Source organism: Pseudomonas sp. GD03944, from assembly GCF_029839275.1.
Lineage (GTDB): Bacteria > Pseudomonadota > Gammaproteobacteria > Pseudomonadales > Pseudomonadaceae > Aquipseudomonas.
The window spans coordinates 1-14,580 of sequence record NZ_JAOCAH010000008.1 but is presented as its reverse complement, the minus strand read 5'-3'; the positions used below and the strand labels follow the sequence as shown (position 1 = coordinate 14,580).

The 14,580-nt window shown below is 65.2% G+C and carries 13 protein-coding genes and 1 pseudogene; 5 read left to right on the top strand and 9 right to left on the bottom strand.

Annotation, left to right across the window (positions count from 1 at the left end; genetic code table 11):
* Position 1: 1 nt before the first annotated feature.
* The 5 genes and pseudogenes from N5C28_RS13815 to N5C28_RS13795 all read right to left on the bottom strand — a co-directional run.
* Positions 2–970 carry a CDP-6-deoxy-delta-3,4-glucoseen reductase gene (locus tag N5C28_RS13815; RefSeq protein ID WP_279823083.1) on the bottom strand — a complete coding sequence of 323 codons (969 nt, stop codon included), beginning with the start codon at positions 968–970 and terminating at the stop codon, positions 2–4.
* Between the two features lie 92 nt (positions 971–1,062).
* Positions 1,063–2,529, bottom strand: a complete 1,467-nt coding sequence (gene ubiD / locus N5C28_RS13810) for a 4-hydroxy-3-polyprenylbenzoate decarboxylase (protein ID WP_279823082.1) — start codon at positions 2,527–2,529, stop codon at positions 1,063–1,065.
* 130 nt (positions 2,530–2,659) lie between these two features.
* Positions 2,660–3,919 (bottom strand): transcription termination factor Rho, encoded by a 1,260-nt coding sequence (rho, locus tag N5C28_RS13805; RefSeq protein WP_279823080.1) that lies wholly within the window; start codon positions 3,917–3,919, stop codon positions 2,660–2,662.
* Positions 3,920–4,167: 248 nt separating this feature from the next.
* On the bottom strand, positions 4,168–4,494 hold the full coding sequence (trxA, locus tag N5C28_RS13800; RefSeq protein WP_279823079.1) for a thioredoxin TrxA: 327 nt from the start codon (positions 4,492–4,494) through the stop codon (positions 4,168–4,170).
* Positions 4,495–4,625: 131 nt separating this feature from the next.
* Positions 4,626–4,760: pseudogene (locus tag N5C28_RS13795) on the bottom strand (FCD domain-containing protein); the annotation flags it as partial.
* Between the two features lie 244 nt (positions 4,761–5,004).
* On the opposite strand from N5C28_RS13795, the gene ppx reads away from it, so the two are divergent.
* A complete protein-coding gene (gene ppx, locus N5C28_RS13790) occupies positions 5,005–6,507 on the top strand; it encodes an exopolyphosphatase (protein WP_279823078.1) in 1,503 nt (500 codons plus the stop codon).
* Between the two features lie 42 nt (positions 6,508–6,549).
* Here the strand turns inward: ppx and ppk1 are convergent, their stop codons facing one another.
* Complete coding sequence (gene ppk1 / locus N5C28_RS13785; protein WP_279823077.1) at positions 6,550–8,751, bottom strand: polyphosphate kinase 1; 2,202 nt, start codon at positions 8,749–8,751, stop codon at positions 6,550–6,552.
* 17 nt (positions 8,752–8,768) lie between these two features.
* Entirely contained in the window at positions 8,769–9,782 is a 1,014-nt protein-coding gene (gene hemB / locus N5C28_RS13780) for a porphobilinogen synthase (protein ID WP_279823076.1), read from the bottom strand.
* 222 nt (positions 9,783–10,004) lie between these two features.
* Between hemB and N5C28_RS13775 the strand changes: the two genes are divergently transcribed.
* Positions 10,005–10,559, top strand: a complete 555-nt coding sequence (locus tag N5C28_RS13775) for a DedA family protein (RefSeq protein ID WP_279823074.1) — start codon at positions 10,005–10,007, stop codon at positions 10,557–10,559.
* Position 10,560: 1 nt separating this feature from the next.
* Here the strand turns inward: N5C28_RS13775 and N5C28_RS13770 are convergent, their stop codons facing one another.
* The gene (locus tag N5C28_RS13770) at positions 10,561–11,796 is read right to left on the bottom strand and encodes a sterol desaturase family protein (protein WP_279823071.1); all 1,236 of its coding nucleotides are present in this window, start codon (positions 11,794–11,796) and stop codon (positions 10,561–10,563) included.
* Positions 11,797–11,905: 109 nt separating this feature from the next.
* Between N5C28_RS13770 and N5C28_RS13765 the strand changes: the two genes are divergently transcribed.
* From N5C28_RS13765 to N5C28_RS13755, 3 genes are all read left to right on the top strand, one after another.
* Complete coding sequence (locus N5C28_RS13765; protein WP_279823070.1) at positions 11,906–12,736, top strand: dienelactone hydrolase family protein; 831 nt, start codon at positions 11,906–11,908, stop codon at positions 12,734–12,736.
* A gap of 13 nt (positions 12,737–12,749) precedes the next feature.
* Positions 12,750–13,412 (top strand): isoprenoid biosynthesis glyoxalase ElbB, encoded by a 663-nt coding sequence (gene elbB / locus N5C28_RS13760; RefSeq protein ID WP_279823069.1) that lies wholly within the window; start codon positions 12,750–12,752, stop codon positions 13,410–13,412.
* A 128-nt stretch (positions 13,413–13,540) separates the two neighbouring features.
* Complete coding sequence (locus N5C28_RS13755) at positions 13,541–14,011, top strand: thioesterase family protein (protein ID WP_279823068.1); 471 nt, start codon at positions 13,541–13,543, stop codon at positions 14,009–14,011.
* A 94-nt stretch (positions 14,012–14,105) separates the two neighbouring features.
* Here N5C28_RS13755 and N5C28_RS13750 read toward each other — a convergent pair whose 3' ends face one another.
* A complete protein-coding gene (locus N5C28_RS13750) occupies positions 14,106–14,564 on the bottom strand; it encodes a YaiI/YqxD family protein (RefSeq protein WP_279823427.1) in 459 nt (152 codons plus the stop codon).
* Positions 14,565–14,580: the final 16 nt, after the last annotated feature.

The following is a 14,580-nucleotide window of genomic DNA, read 5'->3' as shown; positions in this document are numbered from 1 at the left end:
GCTAGTCGCGCGGCGCGTAGGCGAACACGTCGGCGCGCATCTGGTGGGCGTCCATCCCGGCCTCGACCAGCGCATCGAGGGTGGCGTAGACCATGGGCGGCGAGCCGCTGGCGTAGACATGCACGGCCGACAGGTCGGGGAAGTCCTCGCACACCGCCTGGTGCAGCATGCCGCAGCGCCCTTCCCAGCCGCAGGCATCGCTGACCACCCGGTGCAGGAACAGGTTGGGCAACTGCTGCCATTCGGCCCAGTGCGGCAGCTCGTAGAAGTCGTCCGGCCGGCGCGCGCCCCAGTACAGGTGCACCGGGTGCTTGAAGCCCTGGGCCCGGCAGTGTTCGATCAGGCTGTGCATCTGCCCCATGCCGGTGCCGGCGGCGATCAGCACCAGCGGCCCGTCCGGCAGCTCGGCCAGGTGGGTGTCGCCGAACGGCAGCTTGGCGCGCACCACGCCCAGACCGCGCAGTTTTTCCACGAAGCGGTTGGTGACCTCGTCCCGGGCCAGGATGTGCAGTTCCAGGTCACGACCCGATTGCGGTGCCGAGGCCAGGGAAAACGCCGCGTAGTCATCGCCCTCGCGCTGCAGCAGCAGGTACTGGCCGGCGTGGTAGCGCGGCGGCTTGCCGGCCGGGGTACGCAGGCGCAGGCGGTACACGTCGCCGCCTACCGGGTCGCAGGCGATCACCTGGCAGGCCACTTCGCGCACCGGCAACTCACCCGGCGCCAGCACCCCATCCCAGTGCAGCACGCAGTCTTCCAGCGGCTCTGCCAGGCAGGTGAACAGCTCGCCATGGTCCAGCTCCGCTCCGGCCTGACGCACCCGGCCCTCGACCAGCAGCGCCGCACAGATATGGCAGTTGCCGTTGCGGCAGCTCTGCGGGCAATCGAAACCCAGGCGCCGCGCCGCATCGAGGATACGTTCGCCGGGCAACATCTCGAACACGGCACCGGAGGGTTGCAGGGTGACTCTCATGGCACATCCACTTCAAAAACCAAGGCAGTTTGCCAGGCCCGGGTCGCCGCTGATAATCGCTCAGCGTTGCGCCCGTGCCCGACACGGCGGCATTAATCGATCCCCAGTTCGGCCCACATCTCATCGACCCGGCGCTTGACCGACTCGTCCTGAACGATGGCCCGGCCCCACTCGCGGGTGGTCTCGCCCGGCCACTTGTGGGTAGCGTCGAGGCCCATCTTCGAACCCAGGCCGGAGATCGGCGAGGCGAAGTCCAGGTAGTCGATCGGCGTGTTGTCGATCATCACCGTGTCGCGCTTGGGGTCCATGCGCGTGGTGATGGCCCAGATCACGTCGTTCCAGTCCCGGGCGTTGATGTCGTCGTCGGTGACGATAACGAACTTGGTGTACATGAACTGTCGCAGGAACGACCAGACACCCAGCATGACGCGCTTGGCGTGACCGGGGTACTGCTTCTTCATGGTCACCACCGCCATGCGGTAGGAACAGCCTTCCGGCGGCAGGTAGAAATCGGTGATTTCCGGGAACTGCTTCTGCAGGATCGGCACGAACACTTCGTTCAGCGCCACGCCGAGGATGGCGGGCTCATCTGGCGGCCGGCCGGTGTAGGTGCTGTGGTAGATCGGTTTCTGCCGGCGGGTGATGCGTTCCACGGTGAACACCGGGAAGCGGTCGACCTCGTTGTAGTAGCCGGTGTGGTCGCCGTAGGGACCTTCGTCGGCCATCTCGCCAGGGTGGATCACCCCTTCGAGGACGATCTCGGCACTGGCCGGCACCTGCAGCTCGCTGCCGCGGGCCTTGACCAGTTCGGTCTTGTTGCCGCGCAGCAGGCCGGCGAAGGCGTATTCGGAGAGGCTGTCCGGCACCGGCGTCACCGCCCCGAGAATGGTCGCCGGATCAGCGCCCAGGGCCACGGCGACCGGGTACGGCTGGCCAGGAAACTTCTCGCACCACTCACGGAAATCCAGGGCGCCGCCGCGGTGGCTGAGCCAGCGCATGATCACCTTGTTGCGACCGATCACCTGCTGGCGGTAGATGCCCAGGTTCTGCCGGTCCTTGTTCGGCCCCTTGGTGATGGTCAGGCCCCAGGTGATCAGCGGCCCGACGTCGCCAGGCCAGCAGGTCTGCACCGGCAGCTTGTAGAGGTCGACGTCGTCGCCCTCCTCGATCACTTCCTGGCACGGCGCATCCTTGAGCACCTTGGGCGCCATGGACAGGACCTTCTTGAAGATCGGCAGCTTGGACCAGGCGTCCTTGAGCCCCTTCGGCGGCTCGGGCTCCTTGAGGAACGCCAGCAGCTTGCCGATCTCGCGCAGCTCGCTGACCGCCTCGGCGCCCATGCCCAGCGCCACGCGCTCGGGCGTGCCGAACAGGTTGCCCAGCACGGGCATGTCGAAGCCGGTGGGGTTCTCGAATAACAGCGCCGGGCCTGCCTTGCGCAGGGTGCGGTCGCAGATTTCGGTCATTTCCAGCACCGGGGACACCGGTGCCTGGATGCGCTTGAGTTCGCCGCGCGCCTCCAGGCCGCTTATAAAGTCGCGCAGGTCGCGATACTGCATGCAGGAACCTCGTATCGGGCGTGCCAGTCGGCCGCAAAGTTTAGCGCCGAAGTCGGTCTTTCAGAAGCCGGGCCAATACCACAGACAGCAAAAGGCCGGGTTTCCCCGGCCTTTTGGCAAGCCACAGCGCTTATTTGCGCTTCATCGACAGGAAGAACTCGTCGTTCGTCTTGGTCGCTTTCAGCTTGTCGATCAGGAACTCGATCGCGGCGATTTCATCCATCGGGTGCAGCAGCTTGCGCAGAATCCACATGCGCGACAGCTCTTCTTCACCGGTCAGCAACTCCTCGCGGCGGGTGCCGGACTTGTTGATGTTGATGGCAGGGAACACACGCTTCTCGGCGATACGACGGTCCAGGGGCAGCTCCATGTTGCCGGTGCCCTTGAATTCTTCGTAGATCACTTCGTCCATCTTCGAACCGGTTTCCACCAGCGCGGTGGCGAGGATGGTCAGCGAACCGCCTTCCTCGATGTTACGCGCGGCACCGAAGAAACGCTTCGGCTTCTCCAGGGCGTGGGCGTCGACACCACCGGTCAGCACCTTGCCGGAGCTCGGGATCACGGTGTTGTAGGCACGCGCCAGGCGGGTGATGGAGTCCAGCAGGATGACCACGTCCTTCTTGTGCTCGACCAGGCGCTTGGCCTTCTCGATCACCATCTCGGCAACCTGCACGTGGCGGGTTGGCGGCTCGTCGAAGGTGGAGGCGACCACTTCGCCGCGCACGGTGCGCTGCATCTCGGTCACTTCTTCCGGGCGCTCGTCGATCAGCAGGACGATCAGGTGCACTTCCGGGTTGTTACGGGTGATGTTGCTGGCGATGTTCTGCAGCATGATGGTCTTGCCCGCTTTCGGCGGGGCGACGATCAGGCCGCGCTGACCCTTGCCGATCGGGGCACAGAGGTCGATCACACGGCCGGTGATGTCCTCGGTGGAGCCGTTGCCGGCTTCCATGGTCAGGCGCTCGTTCGGGAACAGCGGCGTCAGGTTCTCGAACAGAATCTTGTTCTTCGCGTTCTCGGGGCGGTCGTAGTTGATGGTGTCGACCTTGAGCAGCGCGAAATAACGCTCGCCTTCTTTCGGCGGGCGAATCTTGCCGACGATGGTGTCGCCGGTACGCAGGTTGAAGCGGCGGATCTGGCTCGGCGAGACGTAGATATCGTCCGGGCCGGCGAGATACGAGGCATCTGCGGAGCGAAGGAAGCCGAAACCGTCCTGGAGGATCTCCAGCACGCCATCACCGGAAATCTCTTCGCCGCCTTTGGCATGTTTCTTCAGCAGCGAGAAGATCACGTCCTGCTTGCGCGAACGGGCCATGTTCTCGATGCCCATCTGTTCGGCCATTTCCAGCAGTTCGGTAATCGGCTTTTGCTTGAGTTCGGTCAGATTCATAGGAATGACGTAATCATTTTGAGGAGGGAAATAAGCTAATCGCTTGGGCAGCCGCGCCGCTGGAATGCGACTGAATCGCGTGCTTGTATCTCGAAGGTTCGAGTAGGGAGGCGTCGGCGACGGCTATGCAGGGGGCTGCACAGAAAATGCAGCGAGGCCGAATGTAACACCGGCTTATCGAAGACGTCTAGCCTTCGGGCAGAAAAAAGCCCCGCATTGTGCAGGGCTTCTTGTCGCAGCGAAATTGCTCAGATATTGCTATCGAGAAAGGCCGCCAGTTGCGATTTGGACAGGGCGCCAACCTTGGTGGCTTCGACGTTGCCGTTCTTGAACAGCATCAGGGTCGGGATGCCGCGAACGCCGAACTTCGGCGGGGTGTCCTGGTTTTCGTCGATGTTCAGCTTGCAGACTTTCAGCTTGCCCTGATAGTCCTTGGCGATCTCATCGAGGACCGGCGCGATCATCTTGCACGGGCCGCACCACTCAGCCCAGTAGTCGACCAGCACCGGACCTTCTGCCTGGAGAACGTCTTGGTCGAAGCTGGCGTCGCTGACGTTGGTGATGAATTCGCTCATGGATAGTCTCCGCGTTCGGAAGCAAAAAAGTGACCGACATCATAGCCCGGCTTTTCTGGCACAGGAAGGCGCAGGCAATTGTGCTTCTCTATCGACCCGTTCGGTTTTCGCCCTGATGGCCAGTCGCCCAGCGTGGCGAACGCGATCCCGGTGCGCGACGCCGCCGCGCGGATATGCTGCCGCATGGCCTTCTGCGCAGGCCCCGCGGCATGGCGGGCCAGGGCCTTGAGAATCTTGCGGTGCTCCTGCCAGGTTTCCATGGCGCGCTCCACGCCCCCGGCTCCTGGCACCACCCCCCTGCTGAGCCTGCACCAGCCGGGCACCTTCGTGGTGATCGACCGCGGCGGCGACGGTCCCAACTGCGATGAACAGGTGCTGTGCCACCCCTGCTGGCCACCTTTGCGGCGGACCCGGCGCCGCCCTGAGGGGGCCACTGCGACATCGGTATGCGTTGGCTCGACCGGTCGATCGTGGCACGATGACGCGGTTAATGACCGAGACATCGCCACTATGCCGCATACCCCTGCCGAGTCGTTCCCGTTGATCGCCGCCATCGACCTGGGCTCCAACAGCTTCCACATGGTGCTGGCCAAGGCCGATCACGGCGAGATCCGCATCCTCGAACGGCTGGGCGACAAGGTGCAATTGGCCGCCGGCATCGATGAACAGCGCCTGCTCAGCGAAGAAGCCATGCAGCGCGGCCTGGACTGCCTGCGGCGCTTCGCGCAGCTGACCTCCACCCTGCCCGAGGGCGCGGTGCGCATCGTCGGTACCAACGCCCTGCGCGAAGCGCGCAACCGCGCCGAATTCATCCGCCGCGCCGAAGCCGTACTCGGCCACCCGGTGGAAGTGATCTCCGGCCGCGAAGAAGCCCGCCTGATCTACCTCGGGGTTTCCCACAGCATCGCCGACACCCCGGGCAAACGCCTGGTGGCCGACATCGGCGGCGGCAGCACCGAATTCATCATCGGCCAGCGTTTCGAGCCGCTGCTGCGCGAAAGCCTGCAGATGGGCTGCGTCAGCTACACCCAGCGCTTCTTCAAGGACGGCAAGGTCACGCCGGCCCGCTATGCCCAGGCCTACACCGCCGCGCGCCTGGAGCTGATGGGCATCGAGCACGCCCTGCGCCGCCTCGGCTGGGAAGACGCCGTGGGCGCGTCCGGCACGATCAAGGCCATCGGCCTGACCATCCAGGCCGCCGGCCTGGGCAATGGCGAGGTCAACCAGGAAGGCCTGGCGTGGCTCAAGCGCAAGGTGTTCAAGATCGGCGAAGCGGAAAAACTCGACCTGGACGGCATCAAGCCGGACCGTCGGGCGATCTTCCCGGCCGGCCTGGCGATCCTGGAAGCGATCTTCGACGCCTGCGACATCCAGCGCATGACCCATTCCGAAGGCGCGCTGCGCGAAGGCGTGCTGTATGACCTGCTTGGCCGCCACCAGCACGAAGACGTCCGTGAGCGCACCCTGAGCGCCCTCATGGAGCGCTACCACGTCGACCTGGAACAGGCGGCGCGGGTCGAGAGCAAGGCGCTGGAAGCCCTGGAACAGGTGGCGGACAGCTGGGAGCTGACGGACGAGTGGCACCGCGAACTGCTGGTCTGGGCCGCCCGGGTCCACGAGCTGGGCCTGGACATCGCCCACTACCAGTACCACAAGCACGGCGCCTACCTGATCGAACACTCCGACCTGTCCGGTTTCTCGCGCCAGGACCAGCAGATGCTGGCCCTGCTGGTGCGCGGCCACCGCCGCAACGTGCCCAAGGACAAGCTCGCCGACTTCGGCGAGGAAGGCATCAAGCTGGTTCGGCTGTGCGTGCTGCTGCGCTTCGCCATCCTGTTCCACCACATCCGTGGCAACCAGGAAATGCCCGCCGTGCGCCTCAAGGCCAACGACAAGAGCCTGGAAATCCAGTTTCCCAAGGACTGGCTGGATGCCAACCCGCTGACGCAGGCCGACTTCACGCAGGAAGCGGAGTGGCTCAAGCGCATCGACATCGTGCTCAGCGTACGCTGAGCACCCTTCGCCTGAGCCCCAGAGGGTCGCCGCTCACCGGTCTCAGCGGGCGCTGACCACCGGTACCGTCAACTTCTCCAGCAGGCCGGCCTGCGCACTGCGCGGGTTCTGGTTGCCGGTCGGGCTGTTGCGCAGGTAGCGGCCATCCGGCTGCAGCGCCCAGCTCTGGGTGTTGTCGGTGAGGTAGGCCTCGAGCTCCTTCTTCACCCGCAGGATCAACTTCTTGCCCTCGACCGGGAAGCAGGTCTCGACGCGCTTGTCGAGGTTGCGCTCCATCCAGTCGGCACTGGAGAGATAGATCAGCTCGTCGCCGCCGTTGAGGAAGTAGTAGACCCGGGTGTGCTCCAGGAAGCGGCCGATGATCGAGCGCACGTGGATGTTGTGCGACACCCCCGGCACGCCCGGACGCAGGCAGCACATGCCGCGCACGATGAGGTCGATGCGCACGCCGGTCTGGCTGGCCTTGTACAGCGCGCGGATGATCTTCGGATCGGTCAGCGAGTTGAACTTGGCGATGATGTGCGCCGGCTTGCCCTCGGCGGCTGCCGCGGTTTCCTTGGCGATCAGGTCGAGCAGGGTCTTCTTCAGGGTGAACGGCGCATGCAGCAGCTTCTTCATGCGCAGGGTCTTGCCCATGCCGATCAGCTGGCTGAACAGCTTGGACACGTCCTCGCCCAGCGCCACGTCCGCGGTGAGCAGGCTGTAGTCGGTGTACAGGCGCGCGTTGCCGGCGTGGTAGTTGCCGGTGCCCAGGTGGGCGTAGCGGCGGATCTCGCCGTTCTCGCGGCGCAGGATCAGCATCATCTTCGAGTGGGTCTTGAAGCCGACCACCCCGTAGATCACCACCGCACCGGCCGCTTGCAGGCGGCTGGCCAGTTGCAGGTTGGATTCTTCGTCGAAGCGCGCCCGCAGCTCAATCACCGCCGTGACTTCCTTGCCGTTACGCGCGGCTTCCACCAGCGCGTCGACGATCTCGGAGTTGGCCCCGGAGCGGTACAGGGTCTGCTTGATCGCCAGCACGTGCGGGTCCTTGGCGGCCTGGCGCAGCAGGTCAACCACCGGCGTGAAGGACTCGAACGGGTGCAGCAGCAGGATGTCCTGCTTGCTGATCACGTTGAACAGGTTGTCGCTGTTCTGCAGCAGCTTGGGGATGACCGGGGTGAACGGCGTGTACTGCAGCTCCGGATGGCTGTCCAGGCCTGTGATGCTGAACAGGCGCGTCAGGTTCACCGGGCCGTTGACCTGGTACAGCTCGCTTTCGGACAGGCCGAACTGCTTGAGCAGGTAGTCGGACAGGTTCTTCGGGCAGGTGTCGACCACTTCCAGGCGCACGGCATCGCCGTAGCGGCGGCTGAACAGCTCGCCACGCAGCGCGCGTGCCAGGTCTTCCACGTCCTCGGTGTCCACCGAAAGGTCGGCGTTACGGGTCAGGCGGAACTGGTAGCAGCCCTTGACCTTCATGCCCTGGAACAGGTCGTCGGCGTGGGCGTGGATCATCGACGAGAGGAACACGAAGTTGTCGCCGGGACCGCCGACTTCCTCGGGCACCTTGATGATCCGCGGCAGCAGGCGTGGCGCCGGGATGATCGCCAGACCGGAATCGCGGCCGAAGGCGTCGACCCCTTCCAGCTCGACGATGAAGTTCAGGCTCTTGTTCACCAGCAACGGGAACGGGTGCGTCGGGTCGAGGCCGATCGGCGTGATGATCGGCGCGATCTCGTCGCGGAAATAGCGGCGGACCCAGGCCTTGATCTTGGTGGTCCAGAAACGCCGGCGGATGAAGTTGACGTGGTGCTTGGCCAGGGCCGGGAACAGCACATCGTTGAGGATCGCGTACTGGCGGTTGACCTGCTCGTGCACCAGCTCGGAAATCCGCGCCAGGGCCTGGTGCGGCTGCAGGCCATCGGCGCCGGCCTGCTCGCGGGCGAAGGTGATCTGTTTTTTCAAGCCGGCGACACGGATCTCGAAGAACTCGTCCAGGTTGCTGGAGAAGATCAGCAGGAACTTCAGGCGCTCCAGCAACGGGTAGGACTCATCCAGCGCCTGCTCCAGCACGCGGATGTTGAACTGCAACTGCGACAGCTCGCGGTGAATGTACAGGCTGCTGTCATCCAGGCCCGGGATCACCAGGGGCGCTACCGCCGGCTCCTCCGGAACGGGGGCGGGAGCCGGTTCCACCGGTATGTCGGCGACGACCGGCTGGGCGTCTTGCAGCTCGCTGTTGCTGAGTCCTTCGGTGTTCATCGTCAATCCTGGGGAGGCTAGGGCCTCTGTTGTAACAGTTCAGCCGCACGCACGGCGAAATAGGTGAGGATGCCATCGGCACCGGCACGCTTGAACGCGGTCAGCGATTCAAGGATCACCGCCTCGCTGAGCCAGCCGTTCTCGATCGCGGCCATGTGCATCGCGTACTCGCCACTGACCTGGTAGACAAAGGTGGGCACGCGGAATTCTTCTTTGACGCGCCAGAGGATGTCGAGATACGGCATGCCCGGCTTGACCATCACCATGTCGGCGCCTTCGGCCAGGTCGGCGGCCACTTCGTGCAGCGCCTCGTTACCGTTGGCGGGGTCCATCTGGTAGGTGTTCTTGCTGCCCTTGCCGAGGTTGGCGGCAGAGCCCACCGCATCGCGGAACGGGCCGTAGTAGGCGCTGGCGTACTTGGCCGAGTAGGCCATGATGCGCACGTTACTGTGATCGGCCAGCTCCAGGGCTTCGCGGATCGCCTGCACACGGCCGTCCATCATGTCCGAGGGGGCCACCACCTGGGCGCCGGCTTCGGCATGGGACAGGGCCTGCTTGACCAGGGCATCGACGGTGACGTCGTTCTGCACGTAGCCGGCGTCGTCGAGGATGCCGTCCTGGCCGTGGGTGGTGAACGGGTCGAGGGCCACGTCGCTGATCACGCCCAGCTCAGGGAAGCGCGCACGCAGGGCACGAATCGCGCGTTGGGCAATGCCTTCGGGGTTCCAGGCTTCGCTGCCATCGAGGGACTTCTTGTCCAGCGGCGTCACCGGGAACAGCGCCAGGGCCGGAATGCCCAAGGCCACCCACTTCTCCGCTTCCTGCAGCAGCAGGTCGATGGACAGGCGCTCGACGCCCGGCATGGAGGGAATGGCTTCGCGGCGGTTGTCACCGTCCAGCACGAACACGGGGAGGATCAGGTCATCGACGCTCAACCGGTTCTCGCGCACCAGCCGTCGGGAAAAATCATCGCGCCGGTTGCGGCGCAGGCGGGTTGCGGGGAACAGACGATTGGCAGGGGTAAAGCTCACGGCAGACTCCATGGCCCGCACGAACGGGCGAGTGTGACAGTTATAAGCCGCCATTATGACCAAATGATGACGAACCGATACGCGGCGGCACGTCGCAGCCGTGCCGATCGAGGCGAATGCCCACATTGTGACCATGCGGGCACGGGTTCGTCGAGCCATCCGGCAGTTTTCCCGCCCCGCGCGACGGAGTAGTCTGAAACACCTCCACACACGAGCCCGTCCATGTTCGAAAACCTGCTGCAGCAATTCGGTTACCCGGCCATCGTGGCAGGCGCCTTTCTCGAAGGCGAGGTGTCTCTGCTGGTGGCCGCCTACCTGGCGCTGCGCGGCTACCTGAGCATCGAACTGGTGGTGCTGTGCGCCTTCTGTGGCACCTACGCCAGCGACCAGCTGTGGTACCACGTCGGCCGCCACCAGGGGCAGCGCATCCTCGCCCGCAAGCCCGGCTGGCAAGCCACCGCCGACAAGGCCCTGAAGCACCTGCGGCGTTATCCGGACCTGTGGGTGCTGGGCTTTCGCTTCATCTACGGCATGCGCACGGTGATGCCGCTGGCCATCGGCATCTCGGGCTATTCCTGGCGCCGCTACCTGGTGCTGAACGCCATCGGCGTGGCGATCTGGGCCAGTGTCATCGGCTACGCCGCCTACCACTTGGGCGCGGCCGTGAAGGTGATCCTCAGCGACGTGCAGCGTTTCCAGGGTTACATCGCCGCGGTCCTGGTGCTGCTCTTGGTCGTGCTGTGGCTGCTGCGCCGCTGGCGCCGCCAGGCGCCGTGATTCACACCGCCAGGGCGCGCTCACCGCGGCGCCCGGCGAACAGGGCGATGAGACTCAGCAGGCTGTAGGCGCCGAACAGCAACCAGCCCAGCGGGGCCAGGGCAACCACCCCCAGCTGATCCGCCAGCACCAGCACCGGCAGGTTGAGCACCAGGCGCCAGGCTTCCAGGGTCGAGGCCCAGGGGCGGCTTTCCAGCCACATGCCGATGCAGTACAGACCGAAGCCCACCCAGGCACAGCCCAGCAGCAAGGCGGCGACCGAGAGCTCGCCACCCAGCGCCAGCAGGTAGCTGCCTCCCACCACGTAGACCACGAATTGCAGGGCTGCGTAGACCTGTCGGTAACGGCTCAGCGGCACCTCGAATTTGACGAAACGCGACAGGTCGGGCTTCTGCTGCAGGTAGCGGGCGGCCACATCCGCCGGGCGCCAGCCGGTGCGCATGAACCAGATGCGCAGCTTGTCCCACCAGGAGCCGGCCCGCACCGCGTCCTGCCACAGCACGCTGTAGAACTGCAGGTTGGCCCACAGCGGGTTCCAGCTGGCCAGGGGCGTGGTCACGCCGAAGATCACCGGTTCCTCGTCCAGCTCCTCCTGGAAGGTGCCGAACAGACGATCCCAGACGATGAATACACCGCCGTAGTTGCGATCCATGTACACCGGATTCTGGGCGTGGTGCACGCGGTGGTTGGACGGGGTGATGAACAGCCACTCGAACCAGCCCAGCTTGGGAATGTGCCGAGTGTGCACCCAGAACTGGTACAGCAGGTTCAGCGCGGCCACGGTCAGGAACACCAGAGGCGGCACGCCCACCAGGGCCATGGGCACGTAGAAGATCCAGCCGAAGATGAACCCGGTGCTGGTCTGGCGCAGGGCGGTGGAGAGGTTGTAGTCCTCGCTCTGGTGGTGCACCGAGTGCGCCGCCCACAGCACGTTGCGCTCGTGGCCCAGGCGGTGGTTCCAGTAGTAGCAGAAGTCGTAGAAGACAAAGGCGCCTACCCAGACCCAGGGGTTGTCGGCCGACAACTCGAACAGCGCCGCCTGCTGCCAGACCAGGGTGTAGGTCAGCAGTCCCACCGTCTTGGTCAGCAACCCGACCGTGGTCGACAGCACGCCGGCGCTCAGGCTGTTGATCGAATCGGCCAGGCGGTAGGTGCGAACACCGCGCCAACGGTCGGCCAACAGTTCCAGGGCAATCAGCAGGAAGAAAAAAGGCACCGCGTAGAGGATGTAATTCATGTCAGACCCGTATCACTGTGCAAGGCCAAGGGCTACGATTGCATCGTACGGCCCGCGCGATACGGGGACGCGGCGCCCCATGACAACCTGAGTGGCATTTGACGACAGCATGCGCAGACCTTTTCGCTGGATCGCCTTCGGCTTCGTATCGCTGAGCCTCGTCGCCCTGCTCGGCCTCTATCCCTACCGTGACGCCCTGCTGCCCGCCGATGACGACCTGGCGCACGCCAAGGCGCGGCTTGCGCCCCATCTGCGCCTGCTCACCCCGCCCGGCGACGGTCCCTTCGCCACGGTGCTGGTGTTCCATGGCTGCAGCGGCCAGCGCCAGGAGATGGTCAAGAGCGTGACCGACTGGGTCTTGCCCGCCGGCTATGCGGTGCTGTTCGTCGACAGCTACGGCGCCCGTGGCATCACCGACTGGCAGCCGGTGTGCGCCGGCAAGCGGCTGTGGGGCAACCAGCGCGCCCTGGACGTGTACGCTGCCCTCGAGCTAACCACCGATTACCCGCAGATCGACAGCCAGCGCCTGGCGCTATTGGGCTTCTCCCACGGCGGCTGGAGCATCCTCGATGCGCTGTCCTACGCCGGCGAGGCCGGACACGGCTTCAGCGCCCCCGGCCAGCAAGGCCTGGCACGGGTCCGGGCGGCGGTCACCTACTACCCCTACTGCGGTTTTCCGGCCCATTTGCGCGGCCACCTGCAGCCCACGATCCCGCAGTTGATGCTGCTCGCCGACCAGGACCGCATCACCGACCACCAACAATGCCTGGAAGCGTTGCAACAACTGGCGCCCGGCTCAGTCCAACTACAACAGTACGCAGCGGCCGACCACGTGTTCGACCACGAAAGCGATCTGGCCACGTATCAACCACAACTCGCCAAGGATGCGCAGCAACGGGTCAGTCGCTTTCTGCGCACCCACCTTGGTTCAACCCGGTAACCAGGAGTACTTGATGAACAAAAAAGTAGCGGTGATTCTTTCCGGCTGCGGTGTTTACGACGGTGCGGAAATTCATGAAAGCGTGATCACCCTCTTGCGCCTCGACCAGCGTGGCGCCGAGGTGCAGTGTTTCGCGCCGAACATCGCACAAATGCACGTGGTCGATCACTACAGTGGCGACGAGACCGGCGAGACGCGCAACGTCCTGGTCGAGTCCGCCCGGATCGCCCGCGGCAACATCAAGGACGTGCGCGAACTGCGCGCCGAGAACTTCGATGCCCTGATCATCCCCGGCGGTTTCGGGGCCGCCAAGAACCTCTCCGACTTCGCCGTCGCCGGCGCCAACTGCACCGTGCAGCCGGACGTGCTCAACGCCGCCCAGGGCTTCGCCACAGCGGGCAAGCCGGTTGGCCTGATCTGCATCGCCCCGGCCCTGGCCGCGCGCATCTTCGGTGAAGGCATCAACTGCACCATCGGCACCGACGAAGGCACCGCCGAGGCCCTGACCAAGATGGGCGCCGTGCACCACGAATGCGAAGTCAGCGAAATCGTCGAGGACAGCGCCCGCAAACTGGTGACGACGCCGGCCTACATGCTCGCCGAGTCCATCAGCCAGGCCGCCTCGGGCATCAACAAGCTGGTCGACCGGGTGCTGGAACTGACCCACGCGGACTGACCCCGCACCCCCCGGGCGGGGCGACCGAGCAGGTCGATCCCGCCAATGCGCGCGGTACACCGGCCGCGCCTCTGGTCAAGGACGGGCCGTTGCGGCAGCGTGTGGCAAACCCTGGAGGCCTGCCACCGATGACCCGCCAACCCTTCGAACTCACCGCCGAATTGCAGCGGGCGGTGAGCGATTTCTTCCAGCGCATCCCCTTCAACCAGGTGCTTGGCATCGAGCTGGATGAGCTCAGTCCCGAGCGCGTCACCATGCACCTGCCCATGAAACCCGAGCTGATCGGCAATTACCTGCACGGCATCCTGCATGGCGGGGTCATTTCCTCGTTGCTGGACGTCGCGGGCGGCGCCATGGCGCTGATCGGCGCCTTCGAGCGCCACCAGAACCTGTCGACCAGCGAACGCATGGCGCGCCTGTCCAAGCTCGGTACCATCGACCTGCGGGTGGATTACCTGCGCCCCGGGCGGGGCCAGCGCTTCACCGCCAATGCGGTGCTGCTGCGTTCGGGCAACAAGGTGGCGGTGGTGCGCAGCGAACTGCACAGCGACGACGGCACCCTGGTGGCGGTGGGTACGGGCACTTATCTCTGCGGCTGATGGCCGTTAAAAGCTCGCCGCTGAAGCGCCTTCCACGGAGACAACTGCCTGTGTGGGAGGGGCTTCAGCCGCGAGTTTTACCAACGATGGCACGCTACGCGCCGTGGGTTTTCAGGCGGGTCAGGATGCGGTCCAGGGCGTTGGAGAACGCCTGGCGATCCTTGTCACCGTAGGGCGCCTGGCCGCCGCCGACCTGGCCCTGCTCGCGCAGGTCGGTGAACAGGTTGCGCACGGCCAGACGTTCGCCCATGTTCTTCTCGTCGAACTCCCGGCCCCGGGGATCGAGGGCCGCCACTCCCTTCTTCACCAGACGGTCCGCCAGGGGCACGTCGCTGCAGATCACCAGCTCACTCGGCACGGCATGCTCGACCAGGTAATCGTCCGCCGCATCCGGGCCACTGGGCACCACGACCAGCCGCACACAGGCGAAGTTCGGCCGCGCCACGGCCTGACCGGCCACCAGCACCACCTCGAAACCCCGCTTGAGGGCGAACTTCACCACCTGATCCCGGGCCCCCCGAGGGCAGGCATCGGCATCGATCCACACGCGCATCGGCGTCTCCATCAAA

Excerpts from the sequence above, each read along its gene's own strand:
- N5C28_RS13815 (WP_279823083.1), bottom strand. The coding sequence starts at position 970 with ATGAGAGTCACCCTGCAACCCTCCGGTGCCGTGTTCGAGATGTTGCCC.
- ubiD (WP_279823082.1), bottom strand. The coding sequence starts at position 2,529 with ATGCAGTATCGCGACCTGCGCGACTTTATAAGCGGCCTGGAGGCGCGC.
- rho (WP_279823080.1), bottom strand. The coding sequence starts at position 3,919 with ATGAATCTGACCGAACTCAAGCAAAAGCCGATTACCGAACTGCTGGAA.
- trxA (WP_279823079.1), bottom strand. The coding sequence starts at position 4,494 with ATGAGCGAATTCATCACCAACGTCAGCGACGCCAGCTTCGACCAAGAC.
- ppx (WP_279823078.1), top strand. The coding sequence starts at position 5,005 with ATGCCGCATACCCCTGCCGAGTCGTTCCCGTTGATCGCCGCCATCGAC.
- ppk1 (WP_279823077.1), bottom strand. The coding sequence starts at position 8,751 with ATGAACACCGAAGGACTCAGCAACAGCGAGCTGCAAGACGCCCAGCCG.
- N5C28_RS13775 (WP_279823074.1), top strand. The coding sequence starts at position 10,005 with ATGTTCGAAAACCTGCTGCAGCAATTCGGTTACCCGGCCATCGTGGCA.
- N5C28_RS13770 (WP_279823071.1), bottom strand. The coding sequence starts at position 11,796 with ATGAATTACATCCTCTACGCGGTGCCTTTTTTCTTCCTGCTGATTGCC.
- N5C28_RS13765 (WP_279823070.1), top strand. The coding sequence starts at position 11,906 with ATGCGCAGACCTTTTCGCTGGATCGCCTTCGGCTTCGTATCGCTGAGC.
- elbB (WP_279823069.1), top strand. The coding sequence starts at position 12,750 with ATGAACAAAAAAGTAGCGGTGATTCTTTCCGGCTGCGGTGTTTACGAC.
- N5C28_RS13755 (WP_279823068.1), top strand. The coding sequence starts at position 13,541 with ATGACCCGCCAACCCTTCGAACTCACCGCCGAATTGCAGCGGGCGGTG.
- N5C28_RS13750 (WP_279823427.1), bottom strand. The coding sequence starts at position 14,564 with ATGCGCGTGTGGATCGATGCCGATGCCTGCCCTCGGGGGGCCCGGGAT.